At 44.6% G+C, this 26,839-nt stretch carries 20 protein-coding genes; 19 read left to right on the top strand and 1 reads right to left on the bottom strand.

Features of this window, described 5'->3' with window-relative positions; translation table 11 throughout:
• Positions 1-346 precede the first annotated feature (346 nt).
• From GON05_RS24045 to GON05_RS23975, 15 genes are all read left to right on the top strand, one after another.
• Positions 347-1,711, top strand: coding sequence for an ABC transporter substrate-binding protein (locus GON05_RS24045; protein WP_157322621.1), 1,365 nt, complete (start codon positions 347-349; stop codon positions 1,709-1,711).
• Positions 1,712-1,798: 87 nt separating this feature from the next.
• Positions 1,799-2,704 (top strand): carbohydrate ABC transporter permease, encoded by a 906-nt coding sequence (locus GON05_RS24040; RefSeq protein WP_127454540.1) that lies wholly within the window; start codon positions 1,799-1,801, stop codon positions 2,702-2,704.
• A gap of 46 nt (positions 2,705-2,750) precedes the next feature.
• On the top strand, positions 2,751-3,590 hold the full coding sequence (locus tag GON05_RS24035) for a carbohydrate ABC transporter permease (protein ID WP_127454538.1): 840 nt from the start codon (positions 2,751-2,753) through the stop codon (positions 3,588-3,590).
• A gap of 138 nt (positions 3,591-3,728) precedes the next feature.
• Positions 3,729-5,177, top strand: coding sequence for a PTS transporter subunit EIIC (locus GON05_RS24030; protein ID WP_246239393.1), 1,449 nt, complete (start codon positions 3,729-3,731; stop codon positions 5,175-5,177).
• A gap of 58 nt (positions 5,178-5,235) precedes the next feature.
• Positions 5,236-6,069, top strand: coding sequence for a PRD domain-containing protein (locus GON05_RS24025; protein WP_157322619.1), 834 nt, complete (start codon positions 5,236-5,238; stop codon positions 6,067-6,069).
• 152 nt (positions 6,070-6,221) lie between these two features.
• On the top strand, positions 6,222-7,319 hold the full coding sequence (locus GON05_RS24020) for a quinone-dependent dihydroorotate dehydrogenase (protein ID WP_157322616.1): 1,098 nt from the start codon (positions 6,222-6,224) through the stop codon (positions 7,317-7,319).
• 26 nt (positions 7,320-7,345) lie between these two features.
• Positions 7,346-8,143: a GTP diphosphokinase gene (gene yjbM, locus GON05_RS24015; protein ID WP_127454532.1), complete on the top strand. Its 798-nt coding sequence runs from the start codon at positions 7,346-7,348 to the stop codon at positions 8,141-8,143.
• A gap of 3 nt (positions 8,144-8,146) precedes the next feature.
• The gene (locus tag GON05_RS24010; RefSeq protein ID WP_157322614.1) at positions 8,147-8,572 is read left to right on the top strand and encodes a DUF309 domain-containing protein; all 426 of its coding nucleotides are present in this window, start codon (positions 8,147-8,149) and stop codon (positions 8,570-8,572) included.
• Positions 8,565-9,569, top strand: a complete 1,005-nt coding sequence (locus GON05_RS24005; protein WP_157322612.1) for an ABC transporter ATP-binding protein — start codon at positions 8,565-8,567, stop codon at positions 9,567-9,569. The genes GON05_RS24010 and GON05_RS24005 overlap by 8 nt, the downstream gene beginning before the upstream one ends.
• Positions 9,566-10,381: an ABC transporter permease gene (locus GON05_RS24000; RefSeq protein WP_157322610.1), complete on the top strand. Its 816-nt coding sequence runs from the start codon at positions 9,566-9,568 to the stop codon at positions 10,379-10,381. The genes GON05_RS24005 and GON05_RS24000 overlap by 4 nt, the downstream gene beginning before the upstream one ends.
• A 19-nt stretch (positions 10,382-10,400) precedes the next feature.
• Entirely contained in the window at positions 10,401-11,186 is a 786-nt protein-coding gene (locus tag GON05_RS23995) for an ABC transporter permease (protein WP_157322608.1), read from the top strand.
• A gap of 158 nt (positions 11,187-11,344) precedes the next feature.
• Positions 11,345-12,940: a spore germination protein gene (locus GON05_RS23990; RefSeq protein ID WP_157322606.1), complete on the top strand. Its 1,596-nt coding sequence runs from the start codon at positions 11,345-11,347 to the stop codon at positions 12,938-12,940.
• A 14-nt stretch (positions 12,941-12,954) separates the two neighbouring features.
• Positions 12,955-14,154: a Ger(x)C family spore germination protein gene (locus GON05_RS23985; RefSeq protein ID WP_157322604.1), complete on the top strand. Its 1,200-nt coding sequence runs from the start codon at positions 12,955-12,957 to the stop codon at positions 14,152-14,154.
• 4 nt (positions 14,155-14,158) lie between these two features.
• Positions 14,159-14,392: a hypothetical protein gene (locus tag GON05_RS23980; RefSeq protein WP_127454518.1), complete on the top strand. Its 234-nt coding sequence runs from the start codon at positions 14,159-14,161 to the stop codon at positions 14,390-14,392.
• Between the two features lie 11 nt (positions 14,393-14,403).
• On the top strand, positions 14,404-15,501 hold the full coding sequence (locus GON05_RS23975; RefSeq protein WP_157322602.1) for a GerAB/ArcD/ProY family transporter: 1,098 nt from the start codon (positions 14,404-14,406) through the stop codon (positions 15,499-15,501).
• A gap of 42 nt (positions 15,502-15,543) precedes the next feature.
• On the opposite strand, the gene GON05_RS23970 is transcribed toward GON05_RS23975, so the two are convergent.
• Positions 15,544-16,053, bottom strand: coding sequence for a thioredoxin family protein (locus GON05_RS23970; protein ID WP_157322601.1), 510 nt, complete (start codon positions 16,051-16,053; stop codon positions 15,544-15,546).
• A 146-nt stretch (positions 16,054-16,199) separates the two neighbouring features.
• Between GON05_RS23970 and GON05_RS23965 the strand changes: the two genes are divergently transcribed.
• The 4 genes from GON05_RS23965 to GON05_RS23950 all read left to right on the top strand — a co-directional run bounded on the left by GON05_RS23965 (position 16,200) and on the right by GON05_RS23950 (position 26,759).
• A complete protein-coding gene (locus tag GON05_RS23965) occupies positions 16,200-17,759 on the top strand; it encodes an RsmB/NOP family class I SAM-dependent RNA methyltransferase (RefSeq protein WP_157322599.1) in 1,560 nt (519 codons plus the stop codon).
• 6 nt (positions 17,760-17,765) lie between these two features.
• Positions 17,766-18,518 carry a pseudouridine synthase gene (locus GON05_RS23960; RefSeq protein WP_157322597.1) on the top strand — a complete coding sequence of 251 codons (753 nt, stop codon included), beginning with the start codon at positions 17,766-17,768 and terminating at the stop codon, positions 18,516-18,518.
• Positions 18,519-18,697: 179 nt separating this feature from the next.
• A complete protein-coding gene (locus GON05_RS23955; RefSeq protein WP_157322595.1) occupies positions 18,698-19,741 on the top strand; it encodes an S-layer homology domain-containing protein in 1,044 nt (347 codons plus the stop codon).
• A gap of 625 nt (positions 19,742-20,366) precedes the next feature.
• Complete coding sequence (locus GON05_RS23950; protein WP_181646684.1) at positions 20,367-26,759, top strand: PKD domain-containing protein; 6,393 nt, start codon at positions 20,367-20,369, stop codon at positions 26,757-26,759.
• Positions 26,760-26,839: the final 80 nt, after the last annotated feature.

The following is a 26,839-nucleotide window of genomic DNA, read 5'->3' as shown; positions in this document are numbered from 1 at the left end:
TAAACGATATGATCTATCATATCACAAGATGGGTCTATCATAGAATATAGTAGTCACAAGGAAATTTTTGTAACAGGTATTGACGATCATGTCATTATATTGTAAGATTTAATAACACAGAGCGACAAAAACAATTGAATATGTTAGTTTTAATAACATGTTACCGTAAGGGCATTAGTTATTAGAAGAAAGCAAGTCTTCTTCTATAACTATGCCCTTTTATTTTTTTTCAATAACGGATTGCTGAAAGGGGTTGGTCGTACAAACGTCGGATGGACAGGACAACGGGAATTCGCTACTCCAGAATAATCAAACAGATTTATTAAAAAAGGGAGAAGATGAACACATGAACATGAAAAAATGGTCAACAATGGGCCTCGCTGCATCTATGGTACTTGTAGCAGCAGGTTGTGGTAAAACCGCCGCTCCGGCAGAAACGACTAAACCCGCTGCTTCAACAGCACCCGCAGCCACAGCCGCTGCAAGCGCTGCGCCTACTGCGGCAGCAGCAAAAAAACTAACAGGTGATTTTGAAATCCAATACTTTGTTGGCGGATACGGCGACAAATGGTGGAAGAAAGTTATTGCTGATTTCCAAGCGGCAAACCCGGATCTGAAAATTAAAGAAAGTGCGGGACCAAAAATCAACGAACAAATGAAACCCCGTTGGATCGCTGGTAACCCACCTGATTTCGTATATATCGATGGACCTGAATTGTTCGATCGCCAAATGGTGACAGACGGTCAACTTGAAGATTTGACAGATTGGATCAAAGACGCGAAAAACGTTGACGGCGATAAAATTATTGATTTGCTAGCACAAAAGCCACAAGAGTTCGACGGTAAAATCTATAACGTTCCTTTCGTTATGAGCTCATGGGGAATTTTCTACGATAAAGCCCTATTCAAAGAAAAAGCTTGGGCAGAGCCAAAAGACTTTGAAGATTTCCTGGCAGTAAGCGATAAAATTAAAGCCGCTGGCATTAATCCTTTCATTCACACTGGTAAATACCCTTATTACATCAATGGTGCTGTACTATTACCTGCCATCGTATCGGCTAATAACAATGACTATAAATTGCTTCAAGACATGTCCACAAACAATCTGGAAGCTTGGAAAAACCCTGCCATCATCAAAGGTTTGAACAAAATCGTTCAATTGCGTGATAAAGGCTTCATCGACAAAGCATCCGTTCAAATCAATCACACGGATTCCCAATCCTTGTTCCTGCAGCACAAAGACGCATTCATCCCGAACGGTCTATGGCTGCCAAACGAAATGGCGAAAGACGTTCCAGCTTCCTTCGACTTCGGATTCATCCCTTCCATCACGCAAGATAAAGGTGGAAAAGTGGTAGCGAACACGTCCACAGCGACATTTGCCATCGCGAAAAAAGCGAAAAACAAAGATGCTGCAAAAGCATTCATGCAGTTCGTATTCTCCAAAACGCAAGCTTCCCAATGGGCTGAGCTGAGCGGTGCTCCTTCTAACATTAAAGGTGACATCTCTTCCTCCAAAGCACCTAACTTCGTTAAAGACGCTGCCAAATTCTTGTCTTCACCGGACACAGTGGTCGTACCTACGGTTTCCTTCGCAGCTGACGTTGACAAAGCTATGCAAGATGCGAGTGTTGCTTTGACAATCGGAACCATTACCCCTGAAGAGTGGGTAAAACGTGTAACCGATGTCGTCGCCAAGCAGAAGAAATAGCAACGGAATGAGGCAGTGCGGAGAACAAATAAGGCTAAGTGCCCTAGGCGTTCTCCGCCATTTTAATGATAGGACGGTGAGGATAGAATGAAGGCCAAGTCAAAAGTGTGGAAAAGGAATATGTTCATCGCTTCATTCATCATTCCGACTTTTTTATTCTTCTGTGTGTTCACGATCTACCCTGTTATACAGGCCTTGCAGAAGTCATTCTATGATTGGTCAGGAATGTCGGAAAACAGCACGTTTATCGGTTTTGACAATTTCAAAGAGATATTTAAAGACCCAATTATCCTGACAGCCATCGGGAATGATTATTTCTTAGTCGTTGGTAAAGTGATTGGCATTATGATTCTGGCCACGTTCTTTGCAGTCGCTTTGACACGCTTCAGAGTAAGAGGATCCGGATTTTTCCGAGCTATCTTTTTTATCCCGAATGTCATCTCAGTCGTTGTTATCGGCGTACTCTGGAACTTCATCTACAATCCGCAAATTGGATTCCTGAATGCTTTCCTGTCGCTATTTACAGGTGAAAAGGTTGATATTACTTGGTTAGGTTTTCCCCAGCATACGATTTGGATGTTACTGCCGCCTACGATCTGGGCTGGTATCGGTTTCTATATGATCTTGATGATTGCTGCAATCGTGAATATTCCTGCTTCCTATTACGAAGCAGCTAATATAGATGGAGCCGGTCAATGGTCGCAATTCCGCAACATTACGATGCCGCTCATCTGGGAGCAAATTAAAGTTTCGGTTGTTAACATTGTAATCACAACGCTCAACGGTTCCTTTGTCATTGTTCAGCTCATGACGAACGGCGGGCAGCCTGACAATACAACCCAAGTGATGGGATCTTACCTGTATCGGATGGCTTTTCAACAGTATCATTTCGGTTATGGAGCGGCCATCGGTGTGATGATCCTGATCGTCTCACTGATCACAACTCTTATTCTGCAGCGCGTTATGCGCCAGGAAACCATCGAAATGCATTAAGGTCATCTTAGAAAAAGAAAGATTCTGAAGGAGGGGGAACCATCTTATGGAGATTAAAAATCCGTTAGCCAAATCGATTGTCTGGATCATTCTTCTGATTTGGGGCGTTGCCGTCCTGTATCCTTTGTTATGGACACTGCTCGACGCACTCAAAAATAATGAGCAATTTTTCTTGAACGCCCCTTGGGCGCTGCCGAAATATCCACTTTTATGGTCAAACTTCTCCTATGTATGGAGCAAATATAACTTCAGCACTTATTTTCTGAATTCCATTATTGTCACGGCAGGAAGCACCCTGCTCGGCATGATTCTTGCGGCGATGACGGCGTATATTTTAGCGAGGTATGATTTTAAAGGAAATAAAATTATTTTTACGATTTATATCTCATCGATGATGATTCCTTTCGCGTTGGCTTTGATCCCACTGTTCTTCTTGCTCAATGATTTGCAGTTGATCAATACGTGGCTGGGGTTAATTCTTGTGTACGCAGCGCTTAACCTGCCATTCGGGATTTTCTTGCTGGTCGGATTCTACAAATCGCTGCCCAAAGAAATTGAAGAAGCCGCTATCATTGACGGGACTTCACATTACGGTACCTTCTTCCGAGTCATGCTGCCGTTGTCACAGCCGGGACTGATTACGGTTATGATTACGAATATGCTCAATAACTGGAACGAATATTTCTTGGGCGTTGTTTTAACGAATGAGCCAACGAAGTATACACTTCCAATCGGTCTAGCCGTTATGCAAGCGGAAATGCAGTATCGTGTGGAGTGGGGGCCGTTGTTCGCAGGTCTTCTGATTACGACCCTCCCAACCCTGATTGTGTATATCATCTTCCAACGCCAAATCGCAAGCGGGATCACGGCGGGAGCGGTGAAATAACAGCAAACTGTTGCATAGAAAAAACACCTTATCCTAGAGGATTTTATCCTTTCGGGAGGGTGTTCTTTCTACTATAATTGGGATAGGAAAGAGCAAACAAGAAACGGCCAAACTTGTGGGCTTAATAGGTGAGACAGAATGAGATCGATGTATCTTTTGCAAAAAATGGGACGTTCCTTAATGATTCCGATTGCGGTGCTGCCGGCGGCATCCATTCTATTGCGTATAGGCAAAATGACGTTCAGTGATCCTTTTCTCATGCAGGTGGCTCATATTTTTGAGTCAGGCGGAAGCGCGATTTTTGATAACTTACCCTTAATCTTTGCGATCGGCATTGCCATCGGATTGACGTCCGGAGATGGCGTCGCGGCATTGGCGGCAACAGTAGGGTATCTCGTGTTTAATAATGTTTTGCAGCTTTTCCATACAGGTACGGACTCGGCTGAACGCTTGGATATGGGGGTCCTCGGAGGGATGCTTGTCGGCATCCTGTCTGCCTCTCTTTTTAATCGGTTTCAGCATATACAGCTGCCTAAGGCGTTAGGTTTTTTTGGCGGGAAACGTTTTGTACCTTTGCTAACAGCGATGGTTATGGTTTTTCTAGGGCTGCTGATGGGCTCCATCTGGCCACCGGTACAAAAATCAATTAGCGTTATCGGATTATGGATTGTTGATAATGGAAATATCGGCGTGCTCATCTATGGGGTGATGAATCGTCTGCTGATTCCTACTGGCTTGCATCACATTATTAATAATATCGCATGGTTCCAAATAGGAGATTACAGCACAGCAACGGGCAAAATCGTACATGGCGATATCTCCAGATTTTTCGCAGGCGATCCGGAAGCGGGAATGTTTATGACAGGATTTTATCCCGTGATTATGTTCGGACTTCCGGCAGCAGCCTTGGCTTTGATTAAAAGTTCACCAACGGTCAATAAACCATTGGTTGTCCCCGTTTTACTAAGCGCCGGTTTGACCAGCTTTCTAACAGGGGTGACGGAGCCGATCGAGTTTGCCTTTATGTTCGTTGCTCCTGGCTTATATGTCATCCACGCTTGCTTAACGGGTATTTCGATGCTGCTTATGAATGTGCTTCAAGTCAAAATGGGCTTTGGTTTTTCAGCAGGCTTCATTGACTTTGTGCTGAATTGGCATATCTCCACGAACCCTTATCTCATTCTTATTGTTGGTGTAGGTTACTTTCTTCTCTATTATGTAACGTTCCGGGTTTATCTGTATTTCTTCCCGATCAAAGTATCCGCTCGTGATGAAACGGCAGAGGTAGAAACGGAGGAAGCAAGTCCGTTAATTGAGACGAAAGAAGATCGTCCAACCCGCATTTTAAAACATATCGGTGGTCCTTCCAACATCATTTCAATTGACGCTTGCATTACGCGACTTCGCTTATTGGTTAATGAAGAGAAGCTTGTGTTGGACAATGAACTCAAGGAGCTCGGCGCGATAGGCGTTATCCGGCTTGGAAAAGGGAATGTACACGTTGTATTCGGAACGGAGTCCGAGCAAATTCGAGAAAGTATTAAACCCATGCTTCACATGCATAAAGACAAATCAGGACAAGCCTAAATATCCCCAGAAGGTGACTTAAGAGGGGAACCCCGAAACAAAGAAAGGGAGGTGTCTTATGATTGAACGGACGATCATTCATGTACTCTCACACAATGTGGTGATGGCGCATTTGACATCAGGGAAAAACTCGATAGCTTTCGGTAAGGGGATCGGCTTTAAAAAGACACCGGGCATGCCGATAGATGAAGCGGAAATCACGCAAGAATTCCTCTTGCATACCTCAGAGGTGCTCAGGAATTACGAACAAATTCTTAACGCCGTTGATGTGAAAATTATCGGGATCACCGAAGAGGTTATCGCTTACGCGCAAAGCATGCTGGAAGGTGATTTCTCGGAGACGATTCATGCCTCCTTAGTAGACCATATCAATTTTGCAGTTGAGCGGCAGAAACGAGGCATTTTCATCACGAATCCCTTTGCTTATGAAATTGGTTATCTGTACCCGGAGGAGTACAAAGTCGCCAAGAAGTCAGTCGAATTCCTCAACGATCATCTTGATGTCAAATTGCCGGAGGATGAGGTCGCTTTTTTGACGATGCACTTTAATAGCGCGCGCAAAAAGGAGCAGGCTTCGGATTCCTTGGCGGTTGTCAGAATCGTATCGAAAACGATTGAATCGGCCAAAGAGTTAGGCTTTAACTTCGATGACTCCTTCTCCACTTTGCGTTTCATCAGTCATTTGAAAGGTGTCATTGAGCGGGTTAAACAAAAAAAGACTCTTCAAAATACACTGTTGGATAAAATCAAAGAAGAGTACGGGGACACCTATGTGAAGGCAAAGGTCCTGTCGCTTATGCTCAGCGATGCACTTCAATTGGAAGTGCCGGACGACGAAACCGGTTATCTTACTATGCATTTGGAACGGCTGCTTCTGCGCTCGGAAGTATAGAGTTTGGCTGTGAAATCTATTCCCTTGCAACCTTCATGGAGCAGGGATTTTTTGTTTGAAAAAATAAGTTTATGCCTTACTTCGGATTGCATAATTGGACATTGTCAGCTAAACTGACTGTTAGAGTCATTAGAGAACGGAGTGCATAGGACATGCTGTATAAGAAGTTAGCCAAACCGATTTTGTTTCGAATGGACCCTGAGAAGGCGCATCATCTGACCATTGACGGTCTAAGTGCGGTAACTCGTTTCCCAGGCGGAGCGCAATTACTTAAATCCATGTACGGAGTGCAGAACTCTCCACTTATGAACCAGCGTATATGGGGACTGGAGTTTGCCAATCCGGTTGGTTTGGCCGCAGGATTAGACAAAAATGCAAAAGCGGTTAAAGGCTTCTCTCAGTTAGGTTTTGGATTCATGGAGGTTGGTACGATTACTCCCAAGCCGCAACCAGGCAATGAGCTGCCGCGGTTATTTCGTTTACCCGAGGACAAGGCGCTAATCAATCGGATGGGGTTTAACAATGTTGGGACGGACGAGATGGCGTACAACCTGCAACAGACAGGCAAGCGTGATATCCCAGTTGCCATCAATATCGGCAAAAACAAAACGACTCCAAATGAGCAGGCCGAAGAGGATTATCGGGCTTGCATCCGCGAGTTATATACATACGGCGACTTCTTTGTCGTCAATATTAGCTCACCAAATACGCCGGACTTGCGTAATTTACAGCATGGGAATGATTTGAAGCGATTGCTTGATGCGGTTACGGCCGAAATGCAGCTTCAACAGAAAAAGAATGGCGATGCAGGTAAGCCCGTTCTTGTGAAAATAGCGCCGGATCTTACGGATGATGAGTTGGAATTGACCGTGCACACGATCAAGGACAGCGGAGTATCCGGAATCATTGCGACGAACACGACGCTGAGCAGAGCAGGACTCGTGCATGCGAACCGTTCGCAAGCTGGCGGGCTTAGTGGAAGTCCGCTCACACAGCGTTCCACGGAGGTCATTCGACGCGTCTACCAACTGACGGAAGGCAAGCTTCCGATCATTGGGGCTGGCGGGATATTTACGGCGAAAGACGCTTATGACAAAATTCGTGCCGGCGCGAGCTTGGTTGAAGTTTATACAGGCTTAATCTATGAAGGTCCAGGCATTCTTACGAACATTAATCGTGGACTTCAAGATTTACTCAAAAAAGATGGGTATACTCATATTTCCCAGGCAATCGGTGCAGATCACAACTGACTTCATTCGGAATGGAGGAAAAATCAATGGATGGACGAGACTGGAAAAAATTTCTCCTGCCTTACGAACAAGCGGTAGAAGAGTTGAAGGTAAAATTTAAAACGCTGCGCGGCGAACTCAAAAGCAGGGAAGAATATGCCCCCATTGAATTCGTAACAGGCCGCGTTAAGAAAATATCCAGCATGTTGGAAAAAGCGAAGCGATTGAACGTACCGATGGATCAATTGGAATCCGGCATTGAGGACATTGCCGGTATTCGGATTATGTGTCAGTTTGTTGCGGACATCGAACGTCTAGCAGAACTCATTCGCAGCAGGCAGGATATGAGTATTGTCTACGAGAAAGATTACATTACTAATAAGAAACCAAGCGGATATCGAAGCTTTCATATCATTATTGAGTATCCGGTACAAACGGCATTAGGAATGAAGCGAATACTAGCCGAGGTGCAGATTCGAACCCTTGCCATGAATTTCTGGGCGACAATCGAACATTCCTTGAATTATAAATATAAAGAGCAATTGCCAGCTGATGTTAGGGCTCGTTTGAGCAAGGCGGCAGAGGCGGCTTACCTGTTGGATCAGGAAATGTCCAGCATTCGCGGGGAAATCGTTGAATCGCAGAAAATGTTTGAGGATAACTCGAATTTAGTCAATAAAGTGCTCAGCAACATACAGGAACTGTATTTCTATCACAGAGTTCGGGAAGCAGCGCAATTTCAGTTAAGATTCAACGAAATTTGGGAAACGGAGGACGGTTTAAGCGACTTGTCTTCCGATCTTGAGGCCGCAATCGCCCGAGCGAAAAAAGGAGATCAAAACTGATCTATGGCTGATTACGATCGATTATATGTAGCTTACTTATATTATTTTAACGAGCTGCGCGATTATTTCGAATGCCATGAAGTGATGGAGGAGCTTTGGCTGGAAGAAGGCCGGAGCCCTCTATATCAAGGTCTACTGCAGATTGCAGTGGGCCTTTATCATCATGCGAATGGAAACGTAAGCGGTTCCATTAAGCTTTTTAGCGCAGGTTTGGATAAGTTGGCTCCTTACCCGAAGGATTCTCTTGGTATCGATTTAGGAAGATTGATCGAAGAAAGTAACATCTATGTATCGAAGCTGCACCGGATTAAAGAAGAACCCTTCGCTCCGTATGATCTAACCATTCATCTCATAGACCCGGAATTACGTGATCTTCTGGTTGAAATGAAACAGCATCCACCCCAGCATGAGGAGGAAGGCCATGATTGAGGTTCGAAAGCTGAGCAAATGGTATCATGTGCACGAACGGGAGCCGGGCTTCCTCGCTTCGCTTAAAAGTTTGTTCCACCGAAAATTTCGCACGGTTAAAGCTGTCGATGATGTATCCTTCTTCATCCCTGAGGGAGAAATCGTCGCCTTTCTTGGACCGAACGGGGCTGGCAAAACAACAACGATGAAAGTCCTCACTGGACTGCTGCATCCTTCAGGTGGTGAAGTGAATGTCGGCGGTTTTGTTCCATTTCAGCATAAGAAAGAGTTCAAGAAGCAGATTTCTCTGGTCATGGGGCAGAAAAGCCAGCTGATTTGGGATCTTCCCGCAGCAGAAACGTTTCTCGTTAACAAAGTTATCTACGAAATACCGGATCACATCTACGATGAGACCTTGGGGGACTTGGTACAGCTTCTTGAGCTGGAAGAAGTTATCCGCAAGCCGGTTAGGCAGCTCTCGCTAGGAGAGAGAATGAAATGTGAGCTGGCTGCTGCGCTTCTGCACCGGCCCAAAATCGTGTTTCTCGATGAGCCGACGATTGGGCTGGACGTGAATATGCAGGAAGTCATGCGCCGGTTCATTCAGGATTACAGCCGCAAATATAAAGCGACTATTCTGCTCACCAGCCATTACATGGCCGATGTTACCGCTTTGTGCGAGCGCGTGCTAGTCATCGGCAAAGGCCGTCTGTTATATGACGGGGCAATCCATCAGTTGATAGACAAGTACGCGCCTAACAAGCGTATTCGTCTTCAATTGACTCAACGTGCGCATGAGCGAGAGCTTGAGGATGTTGTCCACGGGATGGGAACGATAGTCAGCTATATGTTTCCGGATCTTGAAGTGGATGTACCGAGAGAGCAAGTTTCGGAGCTTTCGGCAAGGCTTTTATCCAAGCTGAATGTATTGGATTTAACGATCGAGGATCCATCCATGGAATCGGTGATTGCTCAAGCATTTAAGGCAAGGACCGAAGGGGGAAGCGCCGGAGCATGAAGGGATTAGCACTATTTTGGCAAAAATATCGCGTCTTGCTTCGCGTGGAGTGGGCGGTGATGTTTGCGTACCGCAGTGAGTCGCTGATCTGGATGGTCGGAGCTTTTATACAGCCCCTTGTCTCTATGGCGGTGTGGCTGTCTATTAGCAACAATCAAGCTATTGGCGGGTATGATGCTCATGATTATATGGTGTATTTTCTTGGTGTTCTTGTCGTTGACCGATTAACGAGCACTTGGGATGTATGGGAGTTAGACGCCAGTATTCAAGATGGATCTTTGTCATCAAAACTAGTACGCCCTTTCCACCCTGTGCATTGGAGCATCTCGCAAAATCTCGTATACAAACTGTTTTTCGCGTTTCTTTTAATCCCGGCGTGGGTGATTGCCGCAGCTTTGTTCCCTATATTAAGGCTGACTATTTCCTTGGAAATAATTCTACTTTTTTTATGCGCAATCGTGGTGTCCTCAGCCATTCGTTTTCTGATCGGCTTTGAGTTTGGCCTGTTTGCCTTTTGGACGAATCGTGCCACGGCGATCTACAGCCTTTACGAGGGCTTTCATCTCTTTCTTGCAGGTCGAATCGCGCCTCTAAGCATGTTTCCCTCATGGGTAGAAAAGGTTGCTGCTTGGTTGCCCTTCTACGGTACTGTTGGTTTCCCTGTAGAACTTCTGGTCGGTAAAATCGAGGTAGGGTCTCCTGCAATCCTTCAGAACTTCGCGATCCAACTTGCATGGCTCATCCTGCTATTCGTAACATTTCGATTGCTGTGGAGAAAAGGGATTAAGAAATATGGCGCTGTAGGCGGATGAGGATGGGAGGGAGCCTGAGATGAAATATGTTCGGCTATTTCGCGAGTTTATGCGTGCGTGTTTGGTGGAGGAGTTTGAGTATCGCGCTAATTTTGCAGCGAATATGTTATCAACGATATTTTGGCTGGTGATGGCGATCCTGACCGTGCAATTATATTTTTATCGGACACAGGAAATTGGTGGTTGGGATTTCTATGAAGTGCTTGTCTTGCTCGGCATATTCAATGCGGTGCATGGTTTTATCGAATTTATCCTGCAGCCTAATATGTCGCGACTTGTTAATCATATTCGCAAAGGGACACTGGACTTTGTTCTGACAAAGCCGGTTGATAGCCAGTTTTATATTAGTTTCAGGCATCTTGTTTTCTGGCGCTTATCTGACGTTGTGCTCGGATTTGGTTTAGTTGCTTATGCACTTTGGCAGCTTAATGCTGTACCAAGTTTCGTCGAGATGATCCAGTTTACTATTGTATTTCTAGCAGCTCTTGTCGTCGTTTATTCGCTATGGATGGGAATGATGATGTTTTCATTCTGGGCTGTGAAAGTAGATAACTTATCTTATTTATTCAGCTCATTTTTTGAAACGGCAAGGTTTCCGGTTTCTGTGTATAAAGGTTTTTTACGCTTCACGTTAACGTATATATTTCCGATTGCTTTTATCACAACCTTTCCTGCTTCCGCGCTAATTGGACGTATCAGCCCTTGGCAAGTTGCCTCGAGTGTGGCGATTGCAGCTATTTGTTTGACGCTGACACGCATTTTATGGAAATTCGCCTTGCGGCATTATACAAGTGCAAGCAGTTGAAAATAATTGAAGCAACAAATTGAAGGACTTCTCCCCTTAGGGTGGCAGAGGTCCTTTTTCCATTGTCTCGGTCCTTCATACATAATTTTGAGCGTGGAAGGGAAAACTTCCCACAAGATGAATGGATTTTAAAAAGAACTTGGTGGTGGCGAGATAACATGTTTTGGTCCAAGACGCTACATCAACTATTCAATCATAAAAGAATTCCAAGCACGCGCTCCCAGGAGCACGAGGATCCTCTTTCACACATAAGCCTCCTTAGCGACAGCCAATTGAATATCGAACAAATCACAGCGACGTTTGGCAACAGCGACGATCTTAAGACGGGTGAAATGTATCTGGAACTGGATGCCAACATCAAAGTTGGTTTCGCCTTTCTTGAGCAGATGGTGGACAAAAACTTATTTCAGGATATCATGAACGGCTTGACCGCCAAATCGGCTGAAATCGTGGAAGCTTTGGAAACGGGGTTCTATGAGCTGCCTGATTTAATGACGAATGTTCTTCAGACCTTAGGGGAAGTCCGAGCGATCCATGGCTACCAAGAAGTATGTTATCGGATTTTGTCAGGCGAAACCGTCATTTTTGTCGATAGTTATACACAGGTATTATCCGTGAATACAGCTTCAGAACAACAGCGATCGGTAGAGGAGCCGACCACACAGTCTGTTGTAAGAGGACCACGTGATGGTTTTACTGAGTCGATAGGCACGAACATTTCTCTTATTCGTAAGCGTATCAAGAGCCCGAATTTGTGGCTGGAAAGCATGACAATAGGTAGAGTTACGCAAACAACAGTTTCGATGATGTACATCAAAGGGATTGTAAATGACAAAATTGTAGCTGAGGTACGGCAACGGCTTGAACGCATTGATATTGATGGTATCCTTGAAAGCGGCAATATTGAGGAACTGATTCAGGATGAAACGTTCACGCCGTTTCCAACGGTCTACAATACCGAGCGTCCGGATGTGATTGCTTCCGGCTTATTGGAGGGGCGCGTCGCCATTTTGGTGGATGGAACCCCCTTTGTGCTCGAAGCTCCCGTTTTTTTTACGCAGTTTTTTCAATCTTCAGAGGACTATTATCAACGGGCTGAATTTGCAACATTGATTCGCATGCTGCGATATGTGTGTTTTTTCATCTCTTTGATGGCTCCCTCGTTTTATATCGCGATGACCACATTTCACCAAGAGCTCCTGCCCAGCTCACTATTATTTAATTTAGCGGCGCAGCGGGAAGGTATTCCTTTTCCTGCCTTTGTGGAAGCGTTATTGATGGAAGTGACGTTTGAAATCCTGCGTGAAGCCGGCGTTCGACTGCCGAAAACGGTAGGCCAAGCAGTATCTATCGTAGGTGCGCTTGTTATTGGGCAAGGAGCCGTGGATGCTGGATTGGTTTCACCGGCTATGGTTATTGTCGTAGCAATTACAGCGATCGCAAACTTTGTTATTCCTGCTTTCAGTATGGGGATTCCAATCCGCATTATCCGGTTTGTTTTGATGATATTTGCGGCTACTTTTGGCCTATTCGGCATTACCGTTGGCTTAATCGCGATGGTTCAACATCTATGCTCCCTGCGTTCCTTCGGGGTTCCATACATGTCTCCGATGGCTCCGTTCGTCATGGATGATCAGAAGGACACCATTCTCAGATTGCCGCAATGGAGCCTTTTCTCCAGACCCCGATTTATTAACCAGAAGAATATGATCCGCGAAAACAATGCCCCGACTACCAAACCAAAACGAAGATAAAGGGGGATCAGCCCATGAAAAGATTAGGTCGTATTCTGTGTACGCTAAGCTTACTTGGTCTTGTGCTCTCAGGGTGTTGGGATCGGCATGAATTAAATGATTTGGCCATTACGGTTGGCGTGGGCTTGGATAAAAGCGGAGACGAATACTTGGTAACTGTACAAATTGTGAACCCTAATGAGGTAGCATCGAAAAAAGGGGCAGGTTACAGCACGCCTATCACAACTCTGTCAGCAAGAGGAATTTCAATTCTGGAAGCGGCAAGGAAATTAACAACCTCAGCTCCGCGTAAATTATTCGCATCCCATTTGCGCATTATCGTAATCGGCGAGGAACTTGCGCGTGAAGGGGTTGCTAAAGTGCTGGATGGCATCACCAGAGATCATGAAATCCGATCTGATTTCTACCTCATTGTTGCCCGAGGTACGACAGCCTCCAAAGTGCTGCAAATATTGACACCAATTGAGAGGATTCCAGCGAACAAAATGTTCAAGACGTTAGAAACTTCAGAGAAGGCTTGGGCACCAACGGTCAGTGTTCGTATCGATCAGTTCATCACGAAGCTTAGTGAGCCGACGACCGAATCGGTGTTAACCGGTATTCGAATTGAGGGGGATCCCAAGAAGGGAAGATCCAAATCGTCTCTAGCGGAAACGAAACCAATCACGAACTTGCAGTACACCGGGCTAGCCCTGTTTAAGCAAGATAAATTGGTTGATTGGCTTAACGAGGATGAGAGCAAAGGTTACAACTATATTGTTGGTAACGTTAAAAGCACGATGGGGCATTTGGAATGTCCCAAAGGCGGAACGTTAACCGTAGAAATTATTCGTTCAAAAACCAAGATGAAAGGAGTGGTGAAAAACGGGAAGCCGGAAATCAATTTGCATGTCATTTTAGAGGAAAATGTCAGTGAAGTTCAGTGTGACATCGATTTGTTGAAACCGGAAACGATCCATGAACTTGAAGAAACCGCTACCAAAGCCCTGAAAAAAGTGATGTATGCCTCCATTAATAAAGCAAAGGAAAATAAAGCGGATATCTTCGGTTTTGGTGAGGTGATTGAAGATGTGTCCCCTAAGTTGTGGAAAGAAATGGAGCCCGATTGGCAGAATGAATTCGCCAAGCTTCAAGTAAATATCTCCGCAGATTTACACATACGCCGTCTAGGCACAACGAATAACTCTATCATAATGCGCCGCGAAGAGGAGTGAAGACATGGGAGTTATCGTCTCGGTTTTGATCATTGCGACTCTCGCGGGGTTGATTGAGCTCCCGCAGCTAATGCGCAAACAACAAATTGCGGAAATCTGGGTATTTTTATCGCTTTTAATCATAGGATCTGTGCTTTGCATTCTGCAATTTGAGAGAGTAAAGCTTCCGAATCCGATGGAATGGATTACATATGTCTATCAACCGGTCAGTCGATTTGTTTTTGGCATTCTAAAATAGAGGTGAGTTACATGTTTGAGAAGGGTAGGATAGGCGTTCACCAGTTTACGATATTGACTATTTTATTTACGATTGGCAGCGCTATCCTCATCGCTCCTTCGGGACTTGCCTATGATGCCAAACAGGATGCTTGGATTGCTGCCATTCTAGGACTCCTAGCAGGTCTGCTGCTTGTTATCCTATATCTGGCCCTTGGTCAACGTTTTCCTCAGCAAACACTGGTTAAATACTGTGAGGAGTTAATGGGAAAATGGGTGGGGAAAGCCGTCGGCTTGCTCTATTTCTGCTTTTTTTTCATTCTAGCCGCGTTGGTGCTTCGTAATTTGGGTGATTTTATTTCAACCCAAGTCCTTGTGGATACACCGCTGCAATTTACGCATATCTTCTTTTTGGCGATCGTCATTTTGGGCATTCGAAACGGACTGGAAACCTTTACGCGTACATCGGAAATCTTCCTGCCATGGGTGCTGCTCTTTTTCTTCCTCATGTTCATCCTGCTGCCGACGCAAATGAAAGTAAACAATATATTGCCGATACTCGGGTATGGCTTCAAACCGATTGTACGTGCTTCCCTTCCCCTGATTGGTACTCCTTATTTGGAACTGGTTGTTTTTTTAATGATTCTACCTTTCGTCAATCAAACCAAAAAGCTGGGAAAAGCGTTTCTTGCAGGAGTGTCCATCGGAGGCTCCTTAATTGTTATCATCTCGCTTCTTTCAATTCTTGTGTTAGGGGACGACTTAACTTCAGTCCAAATGTATCCCAGCTTCTCCTTAGCCAGAAGAATATCGATTGGCAACTTCCTTGAACGTCTTGAGGTTGTCATGGCGGGGATTTGGTTCATTACCATCTACTTTAAGCTAACGTTATGCTTATATGCGTCTGCCGTGACCTTGGGCGAGATTTTTAAATTGAATGAAATCCGGCAGCTCTATATTCCTTTGGGAATGACTTTAGTTGTACTTTCGGTCGTCGCCTACCCGAATGTCGCCTATTTCATTAAGTTTGCTTCTAAAATATGGCTCTTTTACTCGGGGACGTTTGGGCTCGTCATCCCTTTATTACTCTTAGGCCTAGCTATGATTCGAAAAAAGACAGGCAGCCATTAAAATGAAAAAAAGCAGCGTTATCCGCTGCTTTTACCGTACCTATTAACCTTTGTATTTCTGGAAAAAAGCTTTAAACATTTCAGGTGTATTACCGCCTGTTGCGCCGGTTTCTGGAACACCGCCAACGATTCGATCCACTTCTTTACCGTCTTTGTAGTAAATAAGGGTCGGTGTGGAGTCAACTTTGTATTTCTCCCAACCGTCTTTGAATTCTTCCAAATTGAACTGTTTGACATCAATACCGAGCTCTTTTTCAATAGGAACAAGGACAGGAGTCGTTATTTTGCAGTGCGGGCAAGTGGATGCATAGTAATACTGAAAAAAGGTTTCTTTGTTTTTCAGCCTTTGATCGAGATCTTTAGGCAGAATCAGGTTCTGGTAGTTCGGATCGTTTAATTGTTTCACCGTTTCGGGATTTAGCTTGGATGCCGCAACACCGTAAGGATTTCCGGCATTGGCTTGATCCGATGATTTGGTAGACTGTTGATTAACGAAATATAAACCCCCGAATAAAATAACGACAATGCCTAGATAAATAAGCAACTTCTTCATTTCATGCACCTCATCTTGTCTTGTATACTAACTATTAATTTCGATAAAAAGTATAGCATATCCTGTTCAGATTTTGAAAATAATTGGCTGTTTCGTGACAGTTCAGCTATAATAGCGAAGATAAAAGAGGAAAGAGAAGATGTCGGATGACGAAGCAGCTGCCTCCCTTATTTAGGGATAAAATGATTGATTTATTAGGGGAAGACGAATTTGAACGCTTTATGGCCTCTTACGACCAAGCAAGATCTTATGGTTTGAGGGTAAATACAAGTAAAATTACGAAAGCGGATTTTCTGGATAAAAGTCCTTTCGCATTGGAACCCGTGCCATGGGCGTCCGAAGGGTTTTACTATGAAGAAGGAGAACGTCCTGGCAAGCATCCGTATTATCATGCAGGCCTTTATTATATTCAAGAGCCTAGCGCCATGGCGCCAGTAGAGCTGCTTCAGGTTCAGCCTGGCGAAAAAGTGCTCGATTTGTGTGCAGCCCCCGGCGGGAAGTCTACTCAGATTGCAGCCAAACTTCAGGGCGAGGGAGTGCTTGTCGTGAATGACAACCACTCGGACCGGGTGAAGGCTTTGGTCAAAAATTTAGAGCTTTTTGGCGTTAGGAATGCCGTTGTTTTGAATGAACGGCCGGAGCGAATGCTGAATGTGTTTCAAGGCTATTTCGATAAAATATTAATAGACGCCCCTTGTTCGGGGGAAGGCATGTTCCGCAAGGAAGAGGATATGATGCAGCAGTGGGAGCGCCATTCTGTGCAGGAATTTGCCGCAATGCAGAGGGAATTACTTGGACAAGCGGCGCAAATGCTAGCACCTGGCGGAACCATTGTGTACTCGACCTGTACGTTCTCACCGGAGGAGAATGAGGCGCAGATTGCGGAGTTTTTGGACAAACATCCTGCGTTTGACGTGGTGCCGATTGACCGTTTCGACCATGGACAGCCGGATTGGCTGCGTGCACCTTGGTGTGAGGAGACTTATTCGGCTCAGGCTCGGGAAGCGGTCGCAGGGACTGCGCGGCTTTGGCCGCATCGTTTGCGCGGTGAGGGGCATTATGTTGCTGTGTTGAGAAGTGGTGTTGGGGCGGAAGCTAGAGTCGGGGGAAGGGCGGAAGTCGGAGAGAGCGTAAGGGCGGAAGCCGGAGCGAGTGTAAAGGCGGAAGTCGGAGTGAGCGTAAGAGCGGGTGCAGGAGCGGGGCGCAGCGGTCGTGACGCGCTGCGTGGGAAGGGCCGCGCGGGGACGGAGTCCCGCGTGAGCTTGGAGCCGCTTCAGGCGTTCGAAGACGAGCTGCTGCGCAGCGAGCCTTTCGCCGCTTTGCGGCTGGTCTGTTACGGCGAGCACGCGTATGCGTCGCCGGCGGGTTTGCCGGAGCTGCACGGACTGAAAGTCGTGCGGCCCGGTTGGTACATCGGCGCGCTGCACCGCGGCCGATTTGAGCCGTCCCATGCGTTAGCCATGGGACTGCGTTTGCGCGAAGCCAAGCGAGCGCTGAGCTTGGCTTCGAGCGACGAGCGAGCCCTTCGGTACCTGAAGGGCGAGACGCTCGAAGTCGCGGAGAGCGAGATTATCCGCGACCCGGAAGTGACCAAGGCAGCCAAAGGCTACTGCCTTGTCTGCATTGACGAACATCCCGTCGGCTGGGGCAAATGGATCGACGGGATGCTCAAAAACGAATACCCGCCCGGCTGGAGGTGGACCTAAGCGGTCATGAAACAAACACAAAGGCTCGATAAAATACTCGCCCATGTGGGCATCGGTTCGCGCTCTGAACTCAAGCGACTTGCTAAAGAAGGCGCAATTTATGTGAACGGCGCTAAAATCAAAGACAGCGGGATGCAGGTCAATCCCGATAAGGACATTATCCAGGTAAACGGTGAAACCGTGCGTTACAGGGAGTTCGTTTACCTGATGATGAATAAACCGCAGGGCGTAGTTTCCGCTACTGAGGACAATCGTGATCGTACCGTAGTGGATTTATTGGACGCGGCATATGCGCCGTTTGAAGTTTTTCCAGTAGGTCGATTAGATAAGGATACCGAAGGTTTTCTCTTGCTTACCAATGACGGAAAGCTAGCTCACAACCTGCTTTCTCCACGTAAGCACGTCTCTAAGACTTATTTTGCTAAGGTCGAGTGGGAGGTTACTGATGAGGATATCGAGGCATTTTCGCATGGAGTGACCTTGGACGATGGGTATGAGACGCTGCCGGGCATCTTAAAAATTCTGAGTGTCGGTAACGAAGCTAGTGGAGTGCTTTCCGAGATTGAGTTAACGATTATGGAAGGTAAGTTTCATCAGGTGAAACGCATGTTTCAAGCCGTAGGCAAGAAAGTTGCCTACTTAAAACGCATTTCCATGGGCCCGCTTGCTTTGGATCCAAACCTAGCATTAGGCCAAGTGAGAGAGTTAACGGACGAGGAGCTTACTGCTCTGAGAAATGCCCACGAGCTTCAAAATTAGTGATTTACAAAAATACTAGTATATGGTATTTTTGGAGTAATACAAATATTTCGCGCGGAAGAACCGCCCATGTCATCGTTGAGTTTCGTTCATTGCGATGGCAGGGTGGTTTTTTATGTTGTTTTATAGGATTTTACTACCAAATTTGTATCCTGTTAGTGATGAGAGAGGGGTTATTTATGAGAAAAAGATTTTCTGTATTAGGAATGACAGTACTTTGTGCAATATCTGTTGGCTATGATGTCATGAATTCTTCTGCACAGAGCGCTACGCAATTCAAAGACACATACCAGCATTGGGCAGAATCTTCTATTCAAAATGCCGTTCAAAAGAAGTACGTTGACGGTTACGAGGATGGCACTTTTAAACCTGATGCCCCAATTAGTCGTGCTGAGTTTATTAAAATGGTGGCGGTGGCTACAGGGGAGAAGGTCAACAAAGTTGATGGGGATGGGTGGTTTCAGCCCTATGTGGATCTTTTGAAGTCGCAGGGAATTATTCCTGCTGAGTTTCCAGAACGGTACAATGAGCCACTGCAAAGGTATGAGATGTCTATTTTGAGCGTGCGAAGTGTCGATAAGACATTGAAAGGATCTATGGTTGATTCTACGAAAATGGGGCTAATTCATGGCGTAAGTAGGACAGATCTGGACGTGTATGGGACTAGTACGCGTGCTCAGGCGATTACGATCATTGAGCGGATTCTTGCTGCCAAGAATGGAGAGAAACTGTCGGTTGATAAGTACGCGGCGAGTGCGGCTGAGATTGCTGAAACTGGGAGTAATGTGGGGACTATGTTGGGGTTGAAGGCGAAAAACATAGGAAACTCTTGGAGTGCAGGTCAGGGAGCAGTTGTTACGTTAAACCAGGTAATCATAGCTGACCCGTCTGACGAGAATGATCCTAATATGGAGTATATTGATACTTCGCATTGGAATTCTAGAGTGGATAAACAGAGGGATTTTGTGGTGATGGCTAAATTCACTGTGGAGGTGGATGAGACAGCTGATGATAGTTTTAGTTTAGGTGGCTATCAGTATCTTACATTGTATGATCAGACTGGACCTTTACATCTTGCTAAAGAAGGTTTAATTAGAGTTATAAGATTCGCTGTCCCAGGAACATATGTAGGGAATGTAGCTTATGGGGTAATGAAAGATCATTCTAGAACGGGATTAACTCTTGATGTTATAGGAAATGAAGTCGGAATTGCAAAGCCATAAGGGGGGGGATATCATTCGAAAATTCTTTTATAGAGTTTTGCTATTTCTTACATTTTATCATTTGATGCTACCATTTGTAGAACTCCCTTCTGAAGCTTCCGGTTCTAAGATACTTTATTATGATTATGAGAAGGGACAGTTTAAAGATTCAATTGTAAATGCACAATATTCGGCATCATCAATTAAACAAATAAATGAGGAAATATTTTCTAATATAAATGGTGAAATTACTTCTCTAAAAATTATTAATAATGGATCTATAATGTTATGTTCAAATTGTTTTATTGGAACTAGAATAAATATTACCAATATAAGCGGTCAAAGTGTATCAGTTTTTGGAATGACAGAAACAAAGCCAGGACATCAAATATATAGACAACCTATAGGAAAAGTTTGGGAACATAAGGGAGAGAATACGCCAGTTGTAGAATTTGATGGGAAATCAGGAATACCTTCACCATACCCTGGACTAATACCTAATATTGGGAGATACAGATACACATTTAATTCGTTCAACTATCGAGATTTTGGAGGTTCAAATAATGGACCCGATTTACGTTATAGCTATGATTCAAACCAATATAAAATATCTGGGAGAATTGATGCACCAGCAAGTGGAGATATAGTGAAAGACTTTGGTAAGGAGGGATGGGCGGTAACAACTGCTTATGAAGTTGATCGTCCAAATCGTTGGTTTATCAATGAGTCTTCTGTAGTTTTAAATGATGGATCACCTGAAATAACTGATGGTGACAAGTTATTACAGAACAGTATAACGATCATTGATGCTAAACAACATCCAGCTTCCCAAGCCCTCCCTTTATCTTACGGTAAAGGAAAAACAGACGGCAAAGGCATGATCAGAACGATGTTGCCTCTAGATAATTCAGTAGACTCATTTTACTACGAAGAACAGGACGCAATAACAGGTGGCCAAACGCCTCCTTACGGTCTGCTCCGAAATTATTACATGTACGCCATAGGCCTATGGAAAGGAGAAACCTACAAATACCAAACCTACATCGAAGTCACCTATACCCCACCAAACAAACCCGATCTAGCCGCAATATCGATCGACGCCGGCAGTTGTGTCCTCTCGGGTGCAAGCACGAACCTCACTATCAAGTTCAAAAACGCTGGTGTGGCTATCCCCAATGGAAGCACATTTAAAGTAACAGTAGCGGCTGACGGCGCAGTGTTCAAGACCTTTACTTACACGGCAGGACTTCCGCCAGGAGAGAGCAAAACCGAGACAGTCCCCTACACCTTCAACAGTATAAAGAGCATTACGTTAACGGTAGATGCTAATGACGATATCTCAGAAACCTCTTCCACGAATAATACGCTTTCCCAGATTGTTACCCCACAAGCTAGCTGCGCGCCTAAAGGCGGTGGCTACTCCGGAAAAACCTCGGCAGACAAGCCTACGATTACATGGAAAGATTCCAACATGATAAAAGCGGATTGGACAATTCCGTCCAGTTGTACACCGGTTAGAGGACGTTTTATTTTATCCCAAGCAACCGGGGAAGACGTTCAATATGGTTGGAGTACACTAGGAAGTACCTCAGTGAATGATATGTCTATTTTTGCTTATGGGATGATGGGTTTTATTGGCTATCCTGGCAACATGCAAAGTGGGCAAGTCGATATTGCTTACCAACTTGAGGATAGTTGTGGAGGAACTTCTTATTTTTATGAAGGGAAATTTACAGTAGGTCCTAAGCCTCCCAATAGACCGCCACAGTTCGAAATCGGGTGGTTTCCGGACAACGACTATTATACTCGCACATCCCTGTCAGAAGCGGTAGTTGGGGACAAGCTGAATGTACGATTGCTGCCAGAAATTGCGCCGAATCATTATGATCCTGATGATGATTCCGTTTCTTTTGAGTGGTTGTTCGCGAACAGCTCAAGTCCTTGGATCAAAAGTTTTCCTTCCATGGGCTATTTAAAAGGAGAGGATAAACTGACATGGCTTACGGCATCAACAGCCGGAGATCATTCAATTTCGGCAAAAATGTGCGATGACAAAGGAGCCTGTACGCAAAAGGAAGCGACAATAACAATCATGCGTCCGGAGCCAGTCCCTTGCATAAATGTTCCGAATCGTGTCGTGCAAAATCGACCGCTTCCGCCTAATGCCATCAATGGCGCTTGCAGCCGACCGGCTAAGAACAGGACAATTACGGAGTATTTTTGGACGAATAATCTTTCAGTTTATCCTAATGTCGGTATGGAAACCGTTACTCTCGAAGTCAAAGATAACTATGGCGTACGAAGTTTACCGGAAAATAAAGCGATCAAAAATATCCATGTCGTCGAGGATAAACCTCCTGTAGCCGTCATTAACCTTCCGCTTTTCGCGGTTCGTGGAAACATTCCATTTCGAGATATTTCATTTAGCCCTGATGGGGATGTCATTGTTGAAACTACGATTAACTATGTCTACGACAGTAATAATGATGGAATTTTTAATGATCACATGCCACTCAATCTACCTATTGCAGTAGGTGGAACGGCACAGCTGCCGGCTGCGAAGATAGGGAAGTATAAACTTACCGTTAAAACCAAGGAAGACTGGGGGCTAACTGACACGAAATCTTTTGTGATCGATATCAAAAATGACTCGCCTGAGGTCGCATTCACGGTAACTAGTGCAAATCCCGAACCACCTTTGTTTCAAACCGCAACTGAGAACGAATTGTTAATGGCGTTCGGGGATCAGTGGGAAGGTTCGACACTTACAAATGCGAATTTACATAAAACAAAGGATATTGCTTTCACGTACAACCCTATTACGAAAGGTTTCACTTCTCATTTTGGAAAGTCGCCTTATAAAGCGCCTGCCAGTAATTTGATTTTTACTAGCGCTATAGCGACCGTTGGACTTGATGTGGGAAGCAGTTTTAGCATGCCACCTTTGTATGGCACTCAATATTTAGGTAATAGAAGCGGAGTGGCTGTTCGCGGTGCAATCCCCTACACGGTGCAAAAGATTGATTGGCAAGGAAGTCCGAACGGTCAACCTACAACTACTCAACTCAGTGGTGTTGACCCGCCGACAGCAAGCAATACGGGTAATTATTTAACATTTGACGCCAAAGGAGGCAGCTACAGTTTATCCTGCAAATATTATTTTGAAAACTACTCAAGTGATGACGATGTTTATCATTGGTGGTGCGACTATACGAGGAAAAATGCATCTGGTCAGGTTTCGTGGGTGAAAAGCTTCGAGAGTAACAGTTCTTCGGTTACTGGTTTTTTTGCTCTGCCAACACAGCCTAATCACATTGGCAATGCAAATAACATGGAGATTAATGATGATGGCACGAAAATAAAAATACCTTATGTACTTTTTAATCCTAATTACTGCTCTTATTGTGGTGGCGGTGATCTTTCTCGTTGGTATGATGTGGAAACTGGTTTTGAAGTACCTTCGGCAACAATTACAAGGCCAAACTCAGGAAATGCAGCTATATATGAAGATACCGAGGTAGCCGTTTATGTGCATCAAGAATATAAGAGCACTTATAGTAATTCCAGCTATTCAAATAGTGGCAGTAACTCAGCTTACAGAGGGATTTATACCAATTATCTGACTTCGCATAACAAACAAACGGGTATTACGAAGCGATTAGATATCAGTACGGTCAATCGAGACGATAGCAGCCAATCCCGTGACGGCAGTGTCATTCGAGGAGAAGGCTCAGATCGTACAACAAGCTCGATCGTGCAAGTAAAATGGGATGTTTCTGAAGACGGCTATGTGTACATCGTAGATGGGTTTAATAAAATAACAGTCGCTGATAAATTTGCCACAAAAATTGCAGACTTCACGACGGCAAATTTGCGTCCCAAGGACTACTCAAGCAATGAACAATTTTTATATGAGAATAGGCAGTTTACGATTGCCTCATCAGGATTCGGGGCTGACGGTGAATACTATCTTATGCTCCAGGAACGATATCACAAGCTCCGAAGGTATAATTTTGTATGGGAATCTTGTGGCAGCTGTAGTGTTGGCAGTTACGTCTCAAGTTATGATGAAGATTCTTCAGGTTCATTTAACAAGTATTATTTTTACACGATAAAAGGAGCCGTTGCCAGTCCCAAATTGTATGCCTCTTCTGAGGTGGGCCAAGTTTTAAAGAAAGACACGGAAATAAGCGATGCAGACTATTCTTTCGACTTTATGCAAACGAATTTGAATTACAGCTTGAATTCACCGTCGGGGTTTATTTTTAGGGCGAAGAACAATAAAAATATGTATAGGCTGGAACTGACATCAAATTGGATTTCTCTTAGCAAAATAGTGAACGGGGATCGTACAGTCCTGAGAAGCAGTCCTATTAATTTGAACACGACAGATTTTGTAAATCTTAAAGTTTCCGTTAGAGGATCGAAATTGAAGGTTAGATTAGGTCAGTTTCCCATTTTTGAAACATCAGACTCTACGTTCACTTCGGGGACTTATGGAGCTTTTATCGGTGGCTTTGGTTCTCATTTGCGTAACGTTTATGTGAAAATACCCATCGTTGATAATACGATAATAAGCGATATAGGAATAGCTGGGGAAGAATTGACGTACGGGACAACTTATGAGGACCCAGAGAACGATCCGCATCTGATTGTTAAAGACAAATGGAAATATGAGCACACGAATTCGGTGAAATTTCTGGATGCTGGCGATGGAAAAAGCGGCTTGTCCAGTTATCATGGCCAGACCTTAATGGGTGCTCCAACGAAAATACTTGATAAAGTTGGTATTTATACACTTTCCTATATTGGCGTTGATGATCCTGCACCACTAGGCTATATGTATCCTAATGTAACTTTTGCCGATTACGTCTCTGAGTCGGATCCTTATTCGAGAAATGTTTTGATTCATCGCAAACCAATCAGTAAGATATCTTGCAGTCAAGATCTGTACTATAAAGTGACCTGTGATGACTCACAAAGCTATGATCCGGATCGTTGGTTAAGTTCCACAAACTACTCTACAGAAGCTGCGGGAATTAACTATGCCTTAACCAAAGGGATCCTTGATCGTAGATACGAATACATTCTTCCGGACGGTACTACAGTTCCCGGGCTTATCGATCGTGTCAAAGAAGTTGGGTTATATACGTTCAGGGTAGCTGTAAAAGATGAGTACAATGCTTGGTCAGACTGGGGAGAGGCGTATATCTGGTTAGACGCTCCGCCTGCAAATCATGCTCCTTTTGTAGATATAACGAACCCTGTAAGTAGCGACTTTAATCATCCATCCGGGGCGGCATCATCAAACCCGCTGTTTACTTGGAACGCTGTTGATTTTGATGCGGATAGTTACATTGTAAAGTCTGAAATCGATGTTCAATATTACTACTACGATTATTATAGTAATCCGCAATATCGATGGGTAAATCAATTTACTCCAACTCTTTTTATGAATAGTAATCTAAAAAGCGAAGGAACGGCGGTTGGTTTAAGCTACACAGCTCCGATGACTTTACAGGATAATAGAGTTTACAAGGTGAGAATACGTGTACAGGATGAAAAAGGGATGTGGTCGCAGTGGTCGGAGAAATATTTTAGCAAGGGATACCCGCCTTCTGCTGTATTGACTTTCCCCAATGGAACACAATCTACCCCTACTCCGATATTAAGTGGCTTACTCGCACCTTCTTGGAATCAATCGGATCCAGACATTCCAACTCAATATAATAGCTTCCAGTATAGAATCCTTGATGATAATGGGAATCAGGTCACATACAGCGAAAATGGGCTTACGAATCAAGCCATTCGAGGAGGCAGCTACGCTTATTCGTGCAGCTATAATAGTAATTCGGGAGCATGGCGAAGTTGCAAGTACGGAACGACGAGCAGTTCATGGACGGTTCATCCGATTGAACAATTTGACCTGTCAGATCTTGAAGGCTTATCAGGCCCATTTCAAGTTCAGGTTCGTGTAAATGACGGCAAGTACTGGTCCGAGTGGTCCAATTCGGGATGGTTCACTTTGAACAGACCTCCCAACGTGACGATGACAATACCTAATGGGACGCAAGCTGCGCCTACGATATACGATGAACTTCGACCTACGTTTCAATGGACACAAACGGATCCTGATCCAGGAACAACGTTCACTTACTTTCAGCTGCTAATTACGAATGAGGCTAATGATGTAATGGTTCTGGATTCTGGGCAATTTTACCAAGGTGCAAATTCAAGTCTAGGAAGTTGGCAAGTCAATCGCGATCTTCCTCCTGCCCAAAAGCTGCGTGTCATAATAAGAGTTTTCGATGGCATTGTTTGGTCTGATTATTCAACACCAACTTGGTTCTACATTAATCGCGCTCCTGTTGCTCAGTTTGACTGGACTCCTAAGCCGGTCTGGGAAGGTGATGTGGTTCAAAGCATGAATTCCTCTTATGATCCTGATGGGGATTCTCTGAGCTATGCATGGAAATTGGAGCAGCCCAACGGAACGGAAGTTTTCTTTTCCTCACCAACGTTTAGCCATAAGTTCCTAACTCCCGGTGTTTATAAAGTGACACTTACTGTGTCAGATGGACGGCTTACGAACTCGATTGTCAAAATGATTACAGCGGCTCCATTAACTATTCACTCCGATGTGACTTATACGAACAATTGGCTGATTTTACATGAGAAAAGCGGTCACCAAACAGTGGCGGCGCCGAAGGATTTTTACTCCGGTGAAATTTTTGTGGTATCTAGTCAAAGCTCGCCGGCGCCTGTAGACGAAGTTACGGCATGGATTGATACTACAGGGTTAGACGGTAAATTGCTTTATGTATCCGAGCGTTTAAGTCCGGCAGCAGGGGATGCCACATCTTTTTGGGGTGAAATTTTCGATGCCAAATTTCAGTCATTCTCGGAGGGATTGCCGGAAGGCTTGCAAACCATTCATTTTCGAATACGATATCGCAATGGGGTGATAAAAACAGAAGATATTCACGTAAATATTATCGGCAATGTCAATAAATCCGTAGGTGTTCACAGGGTTCAATAAATGCTAAGCAGCAGTTATCTTCGGATAGCTGCTTTTTGTATGAAACGGTGAATCCCAAGCTATCCTATGATACAATTAGC

It is taken from the genome of Paenibacillus anseongensis, assembly GCF_009757995.1.
GTDB classification, from domain to species: domain Bacteria; phylum Bacillota; class Bacilli; order Paenibacillales; family NBRC-103111; genus Paenibacillus_E; species Paenibacillus_E chondroitinus.
The sequence above is the reverse complement of the archived record's forward strand: the minus strand, read 5'-3'. Positions and strand labels throughout refer to the sequence as shown.

Excerpts from the sequence above, each read along its gene's own strand:
- GON05_RS24045 (WP_157322621.1), top strand. The coding sequence starts at position 347 with ATGAACATGAAAAAATGGTCAACAATGGGCCTCGCTGCATCTATGGTA.
- GON05_RS24040 (WP_127454540.1), top strand. The coding sequence starts at position 1,799 with ATGAAGGCCAAGTCAAAAGTGTGGAAAAGGAATATGTTCATCGCTTCA.
- GON05_RS24035 (WP_127454538.1), top strand. The coding sequence starts at position 2,751 with ATGGAGATTAAAAATCCGTTAGCCAAATCGATTGTCTGGATCATTCTT.
- GON05_RS24030 (WP_246239393.1), top strand. The coding sequence starts at position 3,729 with ATGAGATCGATGTATCTTTTGCAAAAAATGGGACGTTCCTTAATGATT.
- GON05_RS24025 (WP_157322619.1), top strand. The coding sequence starts at position 5,236 with ATGATTGAACGGACGATCATTCATGTACTCTCACACAATGTGGTGATG.
- GON05_RS24020 (WP_157322616.1), top strand. The coding sequence starts at position 6,222 with ATGCTGTATAAGAAGTTAGCCAAACCGATTTTGTTTCGAATGGACCCT.
- yjbM (WP_127454532.1), top strand. The coding sequence starts at position 7,346 with ATGGATGGACGAGACTGGAAAAAATTTCTCCTGCCTTACGAACAAGCG.
- GON05_RS24010 (WP_157322614.1), top strand. The coding sequence starts at position 8,147 with ATGGCTGATTACGATCGATTATATGTAGCTTACTTATATTATTTTAAC.
- GON05_RS24005 (WP_157322612.1), top strand. The coding sequence starts at position 8,565 with ATGATTGAGGTTCGAAAGCTGAGCAAATGGTATCATGTGCACGAACGG.
- GON05_RS24000 (WP_157322610.1), top strand. The coding sequence starts at position 9,566 with ATGAAGGGATTAGCACTATTTTGGCAAAAATATCGCGTCTTGCTTCGC.
- GON05_RS23995 (WP_157322608.1), top strand. The coding sequence starts at position 10,401 with ATGAAATATGTTCGGCTATTTCGCGAGTTTATGCGTGCGTGTTTGGTG.
- GON05_RS23990 (WP_157322606.1), top strand. The coding sequence starts at position 11,345 with ATGTTTTGGTCCAAGACGCTACATCAACTATTCAATCATAAAAGAATT.
- GON05_RS23985 (WP_157322604.1), top strand. The coding sequence starts at position 12,955 with ATGAAAAGATTAGGTCGTATTCTGTGTACGCTAAGCTTACTTGGTCTT.
- GON05_RS23980 (WP_127454518.1), top strand. The coding sequence starts at position 14,159 with ATGGGAGTTATCGTCTCGGTTTTGATCATTGCGACTCTCGCGGGGTTG.
- GON05_RS23975 (WP_157322602.1), top strand. The coding sequence starts at position 14,404 with ATGTTTGAGAAGGGTAGGATAGGCGTTCACCAGTTTACGATATTGACT.
- GON05_RS23970 (WP_157322601.1), bottom strand. The coding sequence starts at position 16,053 with ATGAAGAAGTTGCTTATTTATCTAGGCATTGTCGTTATTTTATTCGGG.
- GON05_RS23965 (WP_157322599.1), top strand. The coding sequence starts at position 16,200 with ATGACGAAGCAGCTGCCTCCCTTATTTAGGGATAAAATGATTGATTTA.
- GON05_RS23960 (WP_157322597.1), top strand. The coding sequence starts at position 17,766 with ATGAAACAAACACAAAGGCTCGATAAAATACTCGCCCATGTGGGCATC.
- GON05_RS23955 (WP_157322595.1), top strand. The coding sequence starts at position 18,698 with ATGAGAAAAAGATTTTCTGTATTAGGAATGACAGTACTTTGTGCAATA.